We start from the raw sequence: 14,056 nt of genomic DNA on the forward strand, positions 1-14,056 counted from the left end.
AGGCCACGGGCCTTCGAGGGTCTTCGTGTTTACGCAAACATCATCGGCGCAGGACGCCGGGTTTTCGCGAGAGGGACGAGCGAGGAACGACATGACGACGCTACAACCGCCGGCGGCCGCCAAGCCGCGCAAGTCACGGCCTCCGGCACAGGGTGACCGCCGCTCCTGGACGGGGTGGGGTTTCATCGGTCCCTTCGTGGCCGTGTTCGCCCTCGTCTTCCTGGCACCGATCGCCTACTCGATCTATCTCAGCCTGTTCCGGGACCAGTTGATCGGCGGCACCCAGTTCGTCGGCTTCGACAACTACCAGCAGGCGCTGCAGGACGAACGGTTCTGGGACTCGCTCGGCAGGGTCTCGCTCTTCCTCGCCGTCCAGGTGCCGATCATGCTCTTCATCGGCCTGCTGATCGCCCTCGCGCTGGACAGCGGCCGTCTCTACGGCACGGACTTCTTCCGCATCACGATCTTCCTGCCGTACGCCGTGCCCGCCGTGGTCGCCACCCTGATGTGGGGCTTCATGTACGGCACCAAGTACGGGCTGGTGGGTGACATCAACAGCGCGTTCGGGGTCACGCTGCCCGACCCGCTCTCCAGCGATCTGGTGCTGGCCTCCATCGGCAACATCGTGACCTGGGAGTTCATCGGCTACAACATGCTGATCTTCTACTCCGCGCTGAAGGTCATCCCGAACTCGCTCTACGAGGCCGCGGAGATCGACGGGGCCGGACAGTTCCGGGTCATCACCGCCATCAAGCTCCCCGCCATCCGCGGCGCCCTCGTGATCGCGACCATCTTCTCGATCATCGGCAGCTTCCAGCTCTTCAACGAGCCGAGCATCCTGCGGCCGCTGGCGCGCAACGCCATCACGACCGACTTCACCCCGAACTTCTACACGTACTCGCTGTCCTTCAACGGCCAGCAGCACAACTACTCCGCGGCGGTCGCCATCATCATGGGGCTGATCACCATGGTCATCGCCTACGTCGTGCAGCTTCGCGGCATGCGCAAGGGAGCGTGACCAGCAATGAGCAGCATGAGCGGCACGAGCAGTTCCGCCACCTCCGCCTCCCCGTCCGCATCCGCCGCGGCCACCGGTACGACCAGGGCCGTGCCCCGGCTGCGCAAGCGCCGTGAGCACTCCGCCGGGCGCCCGAGGCGCAGCGTCCTGCTGACCGTGCTCACCGGTCTGATCCTGGTCTACACCGTGGTTCCGCTGCTGTGGCTGGTGATCAGCGCGACCAAGACCCAGGAGGGGCTCGCCGACTCGTCCGGACTGTGGTTCGCCGACGACTTCGCCCTCTGGTCCAACATCCACGACACGTTCACGTACCACGACGGCATCTTCGTCCGCTGGCTGCTGAACACGCTGCTGTACGTGGGACTCGGGGCCGGCGGTGCCACGTTCCTGGCGATCCTGGGCGGTTACGCGCTGGCCAAGTTCGACTTCCCCGGCAAGCGCGGTGTGTTCGCCGTGGTCATCGGTGCCGTCGCCGTCCCGGGCACCGCGCTCGCGGTGCCGACCTTCCTGATGTTCAGCAAGATGGGACTGACCGACACCCCGTGGGCGGTCATCATCCCCTCGCTGGTCTCGCCCTTCGGTCTGTATCTGATGTGGGTCTTCGCCACCGAGGCGATCCCCGTCGAACTGCTGGAGGCCGCCCGGATCGACGGGGCGGGCGAGGCGCGCACCTTCTTCAAGGTCGCCCTGCCGCTGCTCGCTCCCGGCATCGTGACGGTCCTGCTCTTCACCACGGTCGCGACCTGGAACAACTACTTCCTGCCGCTGATCATGCTGAAGGACCCCGACTGGTACCCGCTGACCCTGGGTCTGGACGCCTGGAACAACCAGGCCCAGACGATCGGCGGAGACGTGATCTTCAACCTGGTGATCACCGGTTCGCTGCTCACCATCGTGCCGCTGATCGCCGCGTTCCTGCTGCTGCAGAAGTACTGGCAGTCCGGCCTCGCCGCCGGAAGCGTCAAGGAATGACGCACCACTCACAGGCCACCACCCCCCAGAGCCGCATTTCCACCCTCACCCTGTCCCGCCCACGAAGAAGTGGAAGCACCTCCATGCGCAGAACGACCAGCCGCCTGATGCGCGGCCTCGCCGTCCTCTCCGTCCTCGCCCTGGGCGCGACCGCCTGCGGTGGCTCCGACGACGACAGCTCCGGCTCGAAGCCGGTCTCCTCCGGTGACATCCAGGCGGCCCTCAAGAAGGGCGGCTCGGTCACGGTCTGGGCCTGGGAGCCCACGCTGAAGACGGTCGCCGCCGACTTCCAGAAGAAGTACCCCAAGGTCAAGATCAACCTCGTCGCCGAGCGGTCGGGCGACAAGCACTACACCGCGCTGTCGAACGCCATCTCGGCCGAGAAGGGCGTTCCCGACGTCGCGCAGGTCGAGTACTTCGCGCTCGGGCAGTACGCCCTGACCAAGGGGCTCAGCGACCTGGCCCCCTACGGCGCCGACAAGCTGAAGTCCAAGTACACCGCCGGCCCGTGGAACGCCGTGACCCAGGGCAGCGACAAGGTCTGGGGCCTGCCCATGGACTCGGGCCCCATGGCGCTGTACTACAACAAGAAGGTCTTCGACAAGTACAAGATCGCGGTGCCGACCACCTGGGACGAGTACGTCGAGGCGGCCCGCAAGCTGCACAAGGCCGACCCGAAGGTCTACATCGCCAACGACGCGGGCGACGCCGGCTTCACCACCAGCATGCTGTGGCAGGCCGGTTCGCGTCCCTACAAGGTCGACGGCACCAAGGTGAGCGTCGACTTCTCCGACGCGGGCGCCAAGAAGTACACGGACACCTGGCAGAAGCTGATCGACGAGAAGCTCCTCGCGCCGATCAACGGCTGGACCGACGACTGGTACAAGGGCCTGGGCGACGGCACCATCGCCACCCTCGCCAGCGGTGCCTGGATGCCCGCCAACTTCGTCACCGGCGTCCCGAACGCCGCCGGTGACTGGCGCGCGGCGCCCATGCCGGCCTGGACCAAGGGCGACAAGGCGAGCGCGGAGAACGGCGGCAGCTCGCTGACCCTGCCCGAGCTCGGCAAGAACAAGGAACTCGCCTACGCCTTCGTCGAGTACGCCAACTCCGGCGCCGGTGTGCAGAGCCGGGTCAAGGAGGGCGCCTTCCCGGCGACCAACGCGGAGCTCCAGGCGGACTCGTTCCTCAACACCGAGTTCGAGTACTTCGGCGGCCAGAAGGCCAACGAGATCTTCGCGGACTCCGCCGCCAACGTCGCCGACGACTGGTCGTACCTGCCCTTCCAGCAGTACGCCAACTCGATCTTCAACGACACCGTCGGCAAGGCCTACGTCGGCAACACCAAGCTCACCGATGGCCTGAAGTCCTGGCAGGACGCCTCCGTCAAGTACGGCAAGGAGCAGGGCTTCACCGTCGAGTAGACGAGCCCAGCCCCCACCGCCTCCCCCAGGTCCTGCCGTCGCGTTCCCGTCCACCGGGAACGCGACGGCGGGCCCCAGTGCAACCCCGGAAGGACCACGATGATCTCCACCCTCCTGTCCCAGCTGGACGGGCCGGACGGTGACCGCACCCCGCGTCTCGCGTACGGCGCCGACTACAACCCCGAGCAGTGGCCTCGCGAGGTGTGGGAGGAGGACGTCCGGCTGATGCAGGAGGCCGGCGTCAACCTGGTCTCCGTGGGGATCTTCTCCTGGGCCCGCATCCAGCCGGACCGGGACCAGTGGGACTTCGCCTGGCTCGACGAGGTCATGGACCTCCTGCACGCGGGCGGCATCGGCGTCGACCTGGCCACCGCCACCGCGTCCCCGCCGCCCTGGCTCACCACCGCGCACCCGGAGATCCTGCCGGTGACCGCCTCCGGTGAGACGGTGTGGCCGGGGGCGCGCCAGCACTGGCGTCCCACCTCGCCCGTCTTCCGCGACCACGCGCTGCGCCTGGTACGCACGATGGCCGAGCGGTACGCGAACCACCCGGCGCTGGTGGCCTGGCACGTCTCGAACGAGCTGGGCTGCCACAACATCTACGACTACTCGGACGACGCGGCCCACGCCTTCCGCGACTGGCTGCGCGCCCGCTACACCACCCTCGACGCCCTCAACCACGCCTGGGGCACGGCCTTCTGGTCGCAGCGGTACAGCGACTGGGGGCAGATCCTGCCGCCCCGGCTGGCCGGCTCCCACCCCAACCCCACGCAGCAGCTCGACTTCAAGCGCTTCTCCTCCGACGCGCTGAAGGAGTACCTGATCGCGGAGCGGGAGGTACTGCGGGAGATCACGCCGAACGTGCCGGTCACCACCAACTTCATGGTGATGGGCAACACCAAGGGCATGAACTACCCCGACTGGGCGGGCGAGATCGACTTCGTCTCCAACGACCACTACGTCCACCCGGGCCCGCAGGACCGCGACGAGCTGTCCTTCTCCGCCAACCTCACCAGCGGGATAGCGGGCGGGCAGCCGTGGTTCCTGATGGAGCACTCCACCAGCGCGGTCAACTGGCAGCCCGTCAACGTGGCCAAGCGGCCGGGCGACCTGGCCCGCGACTCGCTGCTGCACGTCGCCCACGGCGCCGACGCCGTGTGCTTCTTCCAGTGGCGCCAGTCGGCGGCGGGCGCCGAGAAGTACCACTCCGCGATGGTGCCGCACGCCGGCGCCGACAGCGAGGTCTTCCGCGCGGTCGTCGAACTGGGGCAGACCCTCAAGGCGCTGGCACCGGTCGCGGGCTCCGAGCGCGAACCGGCCCGCGTGGGCATCGTCTACGACTGGGAGTCGTGGTGGGCGAGCGAGCAGGACTCGCACCCCACCGCCCTCCTCGACTACCGCCAGGAGGCCCTGGACTGGTACTCGGCGCTGCACACCCTCGGCATCCGCGCCGACGTGGTGACCACCACGACCGACCTCGACCGGTACGACGTCCTGATCACCCCGGTGCTGCACGTGGTCCCGGCCCCGCTCGCCAAGGAGCTCACGCGGTACGCGGAGGCCGGCGGCCACCTCGTCACCACGTACTTCTCGGGCGTCGTCGACGAGAACGACCACGTCTGGCTCGGCGGTCACCCGGGCGCCCTGCGTGACCTGCTCGGCATCCGCATCGAGGAGTTCGGGCCGCTGCTCGACGGTGACTCCGTGGAGCTGGACGGCGCCGCCACGGGCACCCTGTGGACCGACCGGATCGACGTCACCGACCCCGCGGTAAAGGTGCTGGCGCACTACCGCAGCGGCGCGTACGCCGGGCGGCCCGCGGTCACCCGCCGTGCGGTGGGCCAGGGTTCGGCCGCGTACGTCTCCACCCGGCTCGGTGCCGAAGGGCTCGCCGGGCTGCTGCCCGCGCTGCTCGGCCCGGCGGGCGTCGAGAGCGAACTGCCCGCCGAGGCACGGGGATCGGTCGAGCAGACCGTGCGCCGCGGCCCCGACGGCCGTTTCCTGTTCCTGGTCAACCGGACCGACGAGGACGTGACCCTGACGTCTCTCGCCGGAGAGGTCCTGGTGGGCGGCACCGACGCCGGGGGCGGTCTCGTCCTCGGGCCCCGGGGTGTCGCCGTGGTGCGCCGGCCCAGCGCCTGACCGCACCCGCTCCGCCCTCCCCGCACCCCTCCCCCGCACCTCCGCATTCCACCGCGCAGCGACCACACCTCAGTTGGGAGCACACGATGGCACGCCGTACCCGCAGCAGACGTCTCCTCGGAGCCGCCGGACTCACCGCGCTGGCCACCGGGGCCGCCCTCACCCTGGCGCCCCCGTCCACCGCGCAGGCCCCGGCGGCGGACATCCCGTCGGTCACCGTCCGGCCCGACCCCTCGTACGCACAGCAGAAGTTCGAGGGGTGGGGCACCAGCCTGGTCTGGTTCGCCAACGTGACCGGCGGCTATCCGAAAGAGATACGCGAGAAGCTCGCGAAGCTCCTCTTCGGGGACGACGGACTGGCGCTGAACATCGCCCGGTACAACATCGGCGGTGGCAACGCCCCGGACGTCGAGGACTATCTGCGGGCCGGTGGTGCGGTGGAGGGCTGGTGGCGGGCGCCGGCCGGCACCACCCGCGAGGACACCGACTGGTGGAGCGCCGACGATCCGGCCGACTGGAACAAGGACGCCGACGCCACCCAGCGCTGGTGGGTCGACCGGATCAAGGACGACATCGACCACTGGGAGACGTTCAGCAACTCCCCGCCGTGGTTCATGACGAAGAGCGGCTATGTGTCGGGCGGCTTCGACGCCACCGAGGACCAGCTCAAGACGGAGTCCGTGGACGACTTCGCCGCCTATCTGGCGGGTGCCACCAGGCGACTTGAGAAGGCCGAGGGCATCGAGGTCGACACCGTCGACCCGTTCAACGAGCCGAACACCACCTACTGGAGCACCCGGCTGGGCGCCGACGGCGAGCCCGTCGGCGGCCGTCAGGAAGGGGCGCACATCGGCCCCGGGCTCCAGCAGAAGGTGATCGCCGCCCTGGCCCCGGCGCTGAAGAAGGCGAAGACCAGGGCGGAGATCTCGGCGATGGACGAGACCAACCCGTCCATCTTCGCGACGAACTGGAACACCTACCCGCAGGAAGTGCGGGACCTGGTCGGCCAGTTGAACGTGCACACCTACGGCACCGGCCAGCGCACCACCGTACGGGACCTGGCGAAGGCGGCCGACAAGCCGCTGTGGCAGAGCGAGGTCGAGGGCGACTGGGGCGACGGGCAGAGCTTCACAGACATGCGTCCGGGCCTGGGTCTCGCCCAGCGCATCGTCGACGATCTGCGTGAACTGGAGCCCAGGGCCTGGGTGTTCTGGCAGCCCGTCGAGGACTACGACAACATGAAGCCGGGCGGCGAGTCCGCCAAGGGCGGCAACTGGGGCAGCATCCAGCTCTCGTTCGGCTGCACCTCGAAGGACACCCTGAAGTCGTGCCCCGTCTACACGAACACGAAGTTCGACACGGCCCGCAACTTTACGCACTACATCAAGCCCGGTGACCGGCTGATCAAGACGGACGACACGTCGAGCGCCGCCGCCGTCGCCAAGAAGGGCGACAGGGCGACGGTCGTCCACGTCAACAGCACCACCGAGTCCCGTACCGTCACGGTCGATCTGTCGAAGTTCGGCAAGGTCGGCCGCAACGCCACCGTCACCCCCGTCGTCACCAGCGTCGACGGCAAACTGGAGCGCCACAGGGCCATCGAGGTCGGCGACCGCAGGGCCACCTTCACCGTGCCCGCCCAGTCCGTGACCTCCTTCCTGGTCAAGGGCGTCTCGGGGGTCGCGGAGGACGCCGCCGAACTGCGCAAGGGCCACTCCTACGCGCTGACCGGCGTCCAGAGCGGCAAGGCCCTCACGGTCGCCGACAACGGCACGGGCCTCGTCATCAGAAGCGCGACGGCCGACGCGCCCGGTCAGCAGTGGAAGCTGCGCCAGATATCCGGCGACACGGGCAACCGCCAGCGGTACGTGTTCAGCAACCCGGTGGAGGGCAAGCGGCTGGCCGTGCGTGACGGCGCCCCGGTGCTGGAGGCCGACACCGGCCCACGCGACCGGGCCACCCAGTGGATCATGTCGTCGACCGGCGACGGCACCTGGACCCTCGTCAACGCGGCCACCGGACGGCTCCTCGAAGTCGGCGGCCAGGCCACGAACGAGGGCGCGGCCGTGACGCTGTGGACACCCAACTCCGGTGCCAACCAGCGCTGGAAGGTCGCGGAGGTGGCCAACCCGGCCGCCTAGCGGCCGCGTTGTCCGTGATCCCGTTCCCTACGATGACCCGGTGACCAGTGACACCGCGTCGGAGCCGGGCTTCGCAGCCGGCTCCGACGCCGACGCGCGTACGAAGACCGTGCACCCGGAACCCGGCGCCTGGGCGGAGCGGTTGCGCCGCTTCGGGTTCGTGGCGCTCCCGCGCACCGACACCCGGGATCTCCTCGTTCCGCCGTTCCCGGAGCCCGGTACCCGCTTCGGGGAGGCCCTCGGTCTCGGCCCGGTGGCGGCCCACCGGCTCGCCAGGGCCATGGGCTGGCTGGGCCCGCTCCTGGTGGCCGCCCTGGCGGGAGCGATCCGCTTCTGGCATCTCGGCCGCCCCCGGCGTCTCGTCTTCGACGAGACGTACTACGCCAAGGACGCCTGGTCGCTGCTCCGGCTCGGTTACGAGGGCACCTGGCCGGACCGCAAGGTCGCCGACCCGCAGGTTCTCGCGGACCCTCAGGTGATCCCGCTCTCCGACGCCGGGGCCTTCGTCGCGCATCCGCCGCTGGGCAAGTGGGTGATCGCCGTCGGCGAGTGGATGTTCGGCCTCGATCCGTTCGGCTGGCGCTTCATGGTGGCGCTGCTCGGCACGCTGTCGGTGCTGATGCTGTGCCGGACTGGCCGCAGGCTGTTCCGTTCGACGACGCTGGGCTGTCTGGCCGGATTGCTGATGGCCCTGGACGGCCTGCACTTCGTGATGAGCCGCATGGCGCTGCTCGACCTCGTCGTCATGTTCTTCGTGCTGGCGGCGTTCGGCGCCCTGCTCATCGACCGCGACCGGGCCCGGGCCCGTCTCGCGGCGGGTCTGCCGGTGGACGAGGACGGCTTCGCGGGCCCCGACGCTGACACGGCCGAACGGGTGGGCACGGGCGTACGGCCGTGGCGTGTCGCGGCCGGGCTCCTCCTCGGCCTGGCCGCCGCCTGCAAGTGGAACGGCCTCTATTTCCTGGCCTTCTTCCTGGTGATAACCCTGCTGTGGGACGTCGGCTCACGCCGCGTCGCCGGGGCCCGTCGGCCGTACCTCGCCGTGCTGCGCAAGGACGCCGGCTGGTCGGTACTGTCCGTGGTGCCGGTGGCCGTGGCCGCCTATCTCGCCACCTGGACCGGCTGGTTCCTGTCCGACGGCGGCTGGGGGCGGCACTGGGCGGAGGGCCGCGGTGGCCCGTGGTCATGGATACCGGCCGCCCTGCGCAGCCTGTGGCACTACGAGAGCCGGGTCTACGACTTCAACGTGGGACTCAGCTCGCCGCACCCGTACGAGTCGAATCCCTGGAGCTGGCTGGTGCAGGGCCGTCCGGTGGCCTACGCGTACGAGACGGACTTCGTCCAGGACGGCTGTCGCACGGCCTCGGGCTGTTCCCGGGCGGTCCTCGCGCTGGGCACACCGCTGCTGTGGTGGTCCGCGTGTCTGGCGCTGCTGTATCTGCTCTTCCGGTGGGCCCTGCGCCGCGACTGGCGGGCGGGGGCCGTCCTGTGCGGGGTGGCGGCGGGCTATCTGCCGTGGTTCCACTACCAGGACCGTACGATCTTCGCCTTCTACGCGGTCGTCCTCGTGCCGTTCCTGTGCCTGGCGGTCGCGATGGCGATGGGCGCGCTGGTGGGGCCACCGGGGACGGCCGGCGGACGCAGGACGCTGGGGACGGTCGCTGCGGGGGCCGTGGTGCTACTGATCGTCTGGAACTTCGTCTACTTCTTCCCGATCTACTCGGGCGCGACGATCCCGTACTCGGAGTGGCACTCCAGGATGTGGTTCGACACCTGGGTATGACCGGTCGGGCGGGGCCACGACGTGCGGACCGCACGGCGACAAGGCGTCACCGTGCGGTCCGTTCCCGCGCCGTGTGCTCCCGCGTCGTGCACTCTCGTGTCAGGCGCGAGCCTCGACGGCGTCTCGCACCTCACCGCCTGCGGCTCCGGCTCCCCCACCCGGTGCCCACCCCGGCGACGTGCAGCGCCAGCACCGTCAGACCGATGAGCATCACGTTCGTCGAGGTGAAGGTGTCGTTGGTCGCGATGTCCGCGGCGTTGATCAGGAACGCGATGAAGAACAGGACTGCAGCTGCTATGCCGAGCACGGATTCTCCTCTTTCCGGTCACGGAACGGGAGCGGCTCCCGTCCCCGACCTCCGTGTGCCCCGGCCAGGCCGAAACAGACGCGGGAATAAGCGGCGGACAAGCACCCATGACTCGGTCCGATCGTGGTACTCGCCGAGCACACAGGGATCACCAGAGACCACTGCGTTCCGGTTCACCTACCATCCCCACCGGACCCGGACGAGTAGACCCCTCGCCGACGGGAAGCAGCAGCGGTGGAAGCACAGGATCAGCACAGCCCCGTGGGGAGTGGGCTGGGGAAGGCGCAATGGCGATCGAGCCGCGTTGGGACGACAAACTGCCTTCTGAGGAGATGTACACCCGGACGACCACCTTTCCCGGCGAGCTGCCCAATGTGACGGGCGCGCGACTCGCCGCGGAGGAGTTCCTCCTTGCGCTCACGCGCACCGCGCCACCGTCCGCACCCGAGCACTGGGACGACATCCTGCTGGTCGTCACGGAGCTGGCGGCCAACGCGGTGCAGTACGCGCCGGGCCCGTTCGAGCTGCGGCTGCGGCGTACGTTCGACGGCGTGCACGTGACCATGCACGACACCAGCACCACACCGCCCGCGCCGCGGCCGTTCCATCCCGGCCGGGGTGACGGGGGTGTCGGGTGGCATCTGATCCACACGCTGTGCGACCAGGTGAGCGTGGTGGTGACCGACAAGGGCAAGGACATCCATGTGTTCCTGCCCTGGTGAGCACCCCCGCTCGGCAGGAACCGTCGCGGAACGGCCTCGGACGCGAAGCGTCCGAGGCCGTCGGCGTACCGGTGCCGGCCCTCAGACGAGCCGCACCAGCACGCTGACGGTCTTGCCGCCGCCCGGACGCAGGTCGACGGCGATGTCGCACGCCAGCCGGATGATGACCGGCCAGCCGTAGCCGTTGCCGTGGTGCTGCGTCGGCAGGCTTCCCGCGCCGAAGGCGGCGGCGGGGACGACGTCACTGTTGTCGTGCACGGCCAGCCGCACTCCCTCAGGCGTGGGCGTCACCTCGAACCCGGCCAGCCCTCCCCCGTGCCGGACGGCGTTCGCGGCCAGCTCCGAGACGACCAGCGAGAGATCGATGAGGGCCGCCTCCGTCGCCGTGCGGTCCGCGTTGTTCCACTGTTCGAGCACCACGCTCCGGGCGTACGCGCGGGCCGTCGCCGCGGTCGTGACGGGGGCCGGCGCATCCGCCGCGGCCGTGACCGGGGCGGGCGCCGAGGCCATCACCTCTGGCGGACTGTCCGCGGACGCGAGGGCGGTCGTGTCGATTCGGTCCATATGCGTCGTGTCCCTGCACTCCGGTTCTTCGATGCCCGGTGCCGGTCCGGAGCCGTCGAGCGGCTTCACGGACCGGTCACCGTCCCCGGCACCGCCATCACCTGCGCCTCGTCGCGGGGACGAGTGGCCGCGCGGTCGTGATCGGCATCATCGCTGTCTCCTCGCTCCGCGCCTCTACGGGCTCCTCCTTCCCGCTGAATCGCCATCCATTGCAGCGGACGCGTCGCGCCGGCTCAGGTCGTGGTCGCCTGCCGCGGGGGCAGGCTCCGGTAGTAGTGGCCCACTCCGGTGAGATATTCGGGGTCCAGCGTCTCGCGGTCGGTCTTGAACCGGGGCGCGGCCTTGATCTCGTCCTCGGTGCACGCCACCTTGATCTCCCGGGCCTCCGGATCGATGAAGGTGACCAGGCCGACGGGGACCAGCACGCTCCTGCCGAACACCCAGCCACCGGTGTCGACGATCAGATGCCGCATCCCGGACTGGTCCACCTGCCGGTCGACGTGCCCGAAGGTCCCGTCGACCGCGGCGACCGTGAACCCCGTGAGCAGCAGTCCCTCCGCGTATCCGCTGGTCTGTGCGTACGACCAGATGCTGTCGGTGGTCACGTCGCTGCTTCCTTCCCGTGGTCGAGTTGCGATCGGAGGACCGCGGCCGGTGTGCGCCGCCCGCCGTCCTCCTCGGGCAGCCCAATACCCCGATGTCCGGCACCCATTCCCAGTGATTTGCGCGCAGTGGCCTCGCCGTCCCGCGCGGGCCGTCCGGCTCATGGTCCGCCGTCCGGCTCACGATCCGCAAAAGGACGGGCGGCGGCCGGTGACGGCCGGGACGAGAAAGGCGCACCGCCCCGAAAAGAACAGGCGTACCACCAGGAAAGCCGGGAACCAGAAGCGCTGGAGGTCGATAACAATGGTTCCCGTCATTCTTGTTCTTCTGCTCGCCCTACTCCTTTTCGGTGCGGGTTTCGCACTCAAGGCACTGTGGTGGATCGCGGTCGTCGTGCTGGTCGTCTGGCTGCTCGGCTTCGTCGTACGGCCGACCGCGTCCGGGGGCCGCCGTGGACGCTGGTACCGCTGGTAGCACCACCTCGCGCAACGAATTCCCAAGGAGGAACGAAGAATGACGTCGTCCCGAACCGAGCCCAAATACACTGTTCCCGGACTGAGCGTCCAGGACGGCGGGAGGCTTGTCGAACTGCTCCGCCTGCGACTGCACGCGCTGAATGACCTCTCGCTCACCCTGAAGCACATTCACTGGAATGTGGTCGGCCCGCATTTCATCGCCATTCACGAAATGCTCGACCCGCAGGTCGACCGGGTCCGGGCCATGGCCGACGACACCGCCGAGCGGGTCTCGGCGCTGGGCGGAGTGCCCCTGGGGACGCCCGGCGCCCTCGTCGCCGAGCGGACCTGGGACGACTACGACATCGGGCGGGCGGACGCGATCGCCCATCTCGGCGCCCTCGACCTGGTCTACACGGGCATCGTCGAGAGCCATCGTGCGGCGCTGGCCGAGGTCGGCAAGTTCGACCCGGTGACGGAGGATCTCCTCATCGGGCAGCTGCGCTCCCTCGAACAGTTCCAGTGGTTCGTGCGCGCGCACCTCGAAAGCTCCGGTGGCGACCTCGCCACGGCGGGCGCCCGCACCGAGAACGAGGCCGCGCGCTCGGCGCACGAGGACGGGGTCCGGTAACAGGCAGGGATCGTGACGCGAAAGGGGCCCGGATCCGTCACGGATCCGGGCCCCTGCGCATGCTTCAGGCGCGTGAGACGTAACTGCGGATCGTCGTGCCGGCGTCGTCGGTGTGCAGGCGCACCAGATCCGAGAGGTAGTGCACGAGCAGGAGGCCACGGCCACCGATCTGGCCGGGGTGCGCGGGGCGACGCCCCGCGAGGGGGTCGGCCAGCCGGCCGACGTCCTGCACCTGGCAGACGATCTGCTCGTCCTCCGCCCACAGGCGCAGTGTCCCCGTGCCACCCGCGTGCACCACGCTGTTCGTGGTCAGCTCGGCGACGACCAGGGCCAGATCCTGCAGACGGACCGCGCTCATCCCCCGCTTCCGCGCCTGCGCGAGGGCGAAGTCACGGGCAGCGGGCAGCGTTTTCGCGTCGTAGCGGAAGGTCGCCGCGCCGGGCAGCGGGGACAGCGGTTCGTTGCAGCGCGCGAGCACCTTGTCCGGGTCGTACGTCTCACTGGGCCGCTCGCGTCCCGCGGCGATGAGGACGGGGTGGGTGGCATGGGCGTCGGCGAGCACGTCCCGCGGCAGGGACCGGGCGTCGTACGGGCACAGGATGGTCACCTCCCGGCCGCTGAACGCCTCGTTGATGAGGGCCTCGTGCTGGAGGCAGGCGGGATACTCCACGGCCGTGCGGCCGGGCCAGATCGGCTCGCCGATGATACGGACGCGGACGCCCGGGCGGGCGTCGGCGAAGGCTCGCAGGACCGAGGGGATGATCCGGCCGGGGTTGCGGCCGGCCAGGGTCATGTCGACGAGATGCACGCCCTCCGCCACCGGGCCCAGTGCCGCCGTGATGAGTTCGAGCCGCGCGGCGGGAGCGGCCACCGCCACGGGCTCCGAGGCCGCCAGCCCCTCCCGTACGAAGGGAACCGTGCCCGCCAGGTACTCCTGGTCGTCACGGTAGAAGAGCGCGGGATGCACGAAGGGCGCGCCGGTCGTCGGCTCGGTGGCCGTCGTCGTCACGTCGGCGCTCCTGTCGGGGGCCGGACGGCCCCGTCCTTGCGGCGGCTGCGCGGCGGGATCCGGACGGGGTGGGAGGCAGGCGCCGGGGGTGCCGTCGGCCGGACGGTTCGCGTCGGTTCGCCGTCGTCCGACGGCGCCATCGCCGACAAGCCGTCCGTGCCGTTCCTCAGATCCACCGGTCTCACCCCGGGGCCCACCCTACGCCGTCGCACGGACGTTCCCTCGTCACTCGGGTGTTCCCCCTGCACACGCCGGGCCGGTCGCAACCGGGTGTGACACGCGAGT

The 14,056-nt window shown here is 69.7% G+C and carries 13 protein-coding genes; 9 read left to right on the forward strand and 4 right to left on the reverse strand.

The features are described from left to right. The first annotated feature begins 91 nt into the window (after positions 1 to 91). The 6 genes from J8N05_RS44125 (at position 92) to J8N05_RS44150 (ending at position 9,480) form a co-directional block, all read left to right on the forward strand. A complete protein-coding gene (locus tag J8N05_RS44125; protein ID WP_107017335.1) occupies positions 92 to 1,018 on the forward strand; it encodes a carbohydrate ABC transporter permease in 927 nt (308 codons plus the stop codon). A gap of 15 nt (positions 1,019 to 1,033) precedes the next feature. Then, positions 1,034 to 1,990 (forward strand): carbohydrate ABC transporter permease, encoded by a 957-nt coding sequence (locus J8N05_RS44130; RefSeq protein ID WP_210894338.1) that lies wholly within the window; start codon positions 1,034 to 1,036, stop codon positions 1,988 to 1,990. A gap of 83 nt (positions 1,991 to 2,073) precedes the next feature. Then, a complete protein-coding gene (locus J8N05_RS44135) occupies positions 2,074 to 3,414 on the forward strand; it encodes an ABC transporter substrate-binding protein (RefSeq protein ID WP_210893324.1) in 1,341 nt (446 codons plus the stop codon). 99 nt (positions 3,415 to 3,513) lie between these two features. After that, positions 3,514 to 5,556, forward strand: coding sequence for a beta-galactosidase (locus tag J8N05_RS44140; protein ID WP_210893326.1), 2,043 nt, complete (start codon positions 3,514 to 3,516; stop codon positions 5,554 to 5,556). Positions 5,557 to 5,642: 86 nt separating this feature from the next. After that, positions 5,643 to 7,697, forward strand: coding sequence for a glycoside hydrolase (locus tag J8N05_RS44145; RefSeq protein ID WP_210893328.1), 2,055 nt, complete (start codon positions 5,643 to 5,645; stop codon positions 7,695 to 7,697). A gap of 40 nt (positions 7,698 to 7,737) precedes the next feature. Beyond that, positions 7,738 to 9,480 (forward strand): dolichyl-phosphate-mannose--protein mannosyltransferase, encoded by a 1,743-nt coding sequence (locus J8N05_RS44150; protein ID WP_210893337.1) that lies wholly within the window; start codon positions 7,738 to 7,740, stop codon positions 9,478 to 9,480. A 130-nt stretch (positions 9,481 to 9,610) separates the two neighbouring features. Here J8N05_RS44150 and J8N05_RS44155 read toward each other — a convergent pair whose 3' ends face one another. After that, positions 9,611 to 9,787: a hypothetical protein gene (locus J8N05_RS44155; RefSeq protein WP_210893339.1), complete on the reverse strand. Its 177-nt coding sequence runs from the start codon at positions 9,785 to 9,787 to the stop codon at positions 9,611 to 9,613. Between the two features lie 287 nt (positions 9,788 to 10,074). Between J8N05_RS44155 and J8N05_RS44160 the strand changes: the two genes are divergently transcribed. After that, positions 10,075 to 10,509, forward strand: a complete 435-nt coding sequence (locus tag J8N05_RS44160) for an ATP-binding protein (protein ID WP_210893341.1) — start codon at positions 10,075 to 10,077, stop codon at positions 10,507 to 10,509. An 81-nt stretch (positions 10,510 to 10,590) separates the two neighbouring features. On the opposite strand, the gene J8N05_RS44165 is transcribed toward J8N05_RS44160, so the two are convergent. Next, positions 10,591 to 11,073, reverse strand: a complete 483-nt coding sequence (locus tag J8N05_RS44165; RefSeq protein WP_247706946.1) for an ATP-binding protein — start codon at positions 11,071 to 11,073, stop codon at positions 10,591 to 10,593. 233 nt (positions 11,074 to 11,306) lie between these two features. Beyond that, positions 11,307 to 11,678 (reverse strand): PRC-barrel domain containing protein, encoded by a 372-nt coding sequence (locus tag J8N05_RS44170; protein ID WP_210893348.1) that lies wholly within the window; start codon positions 11,676 to 11,678, stop codon positions 11,307 to 11,309. A 301-nt stretch (positions 11,679 to 11,979) separates the two neighbouring features. On the opposite strand from J8N05_RS44170, the gene J8N05_RS44175 reads away from it, so the two are divergent. Next, complete coding sequence (locus J8N05_RS44175; RefSeq protein WP_210893349.1) at positions 11,980 to 12,150, forward strand: hydrophobic protein; 171 nt, start codon at positions 11,980 to 11,982, stop codon at positions 12,148 to 12,150. A gap of 39 nt (positions 12,151 to 12,189) precedes the next feature. Beyond that, positions 12,190 to 12,762, forward strand: coding sequence for a Dps family protein (locus J8N05_RS44180; RefSeq protein ID WP_210893350.1), 573 nt, complete (start codon positions 12,190 to 12,192; stop codon positions 12,760 to 12,762). A 64-nt stretch (positions 12,763 to 12,826) separates the two neighbouring features. Here J8N05_RS44180 and J8N05_RS44185 read toward each other — a convergent pair whose 3' ends face one another. Then, positions 12,827 to 13,771 (reverse strand): anti-sigma factor RsbA family regulatory protein, encoded by a 945-nt coding sequence (locus J8N05_RS44185; protein ID WP_247706947.1) that lies wholly within the window; start codon positions 13,769 to 13,771, stop codon positions 12,827 to 12,829. Positions 13,772 to 14,056: the final 285 nt, after the last annotated feature.

The organism is Streptomyces liliiviolaceus (genome assembly GCF_018070025.1).
Lineage (GTDB): Bacteria > Actinomycetota > Actinomycetes > Streptomycetales > Streptomycetaceae > Streptomyces > Streptomyces liliiviolaceus.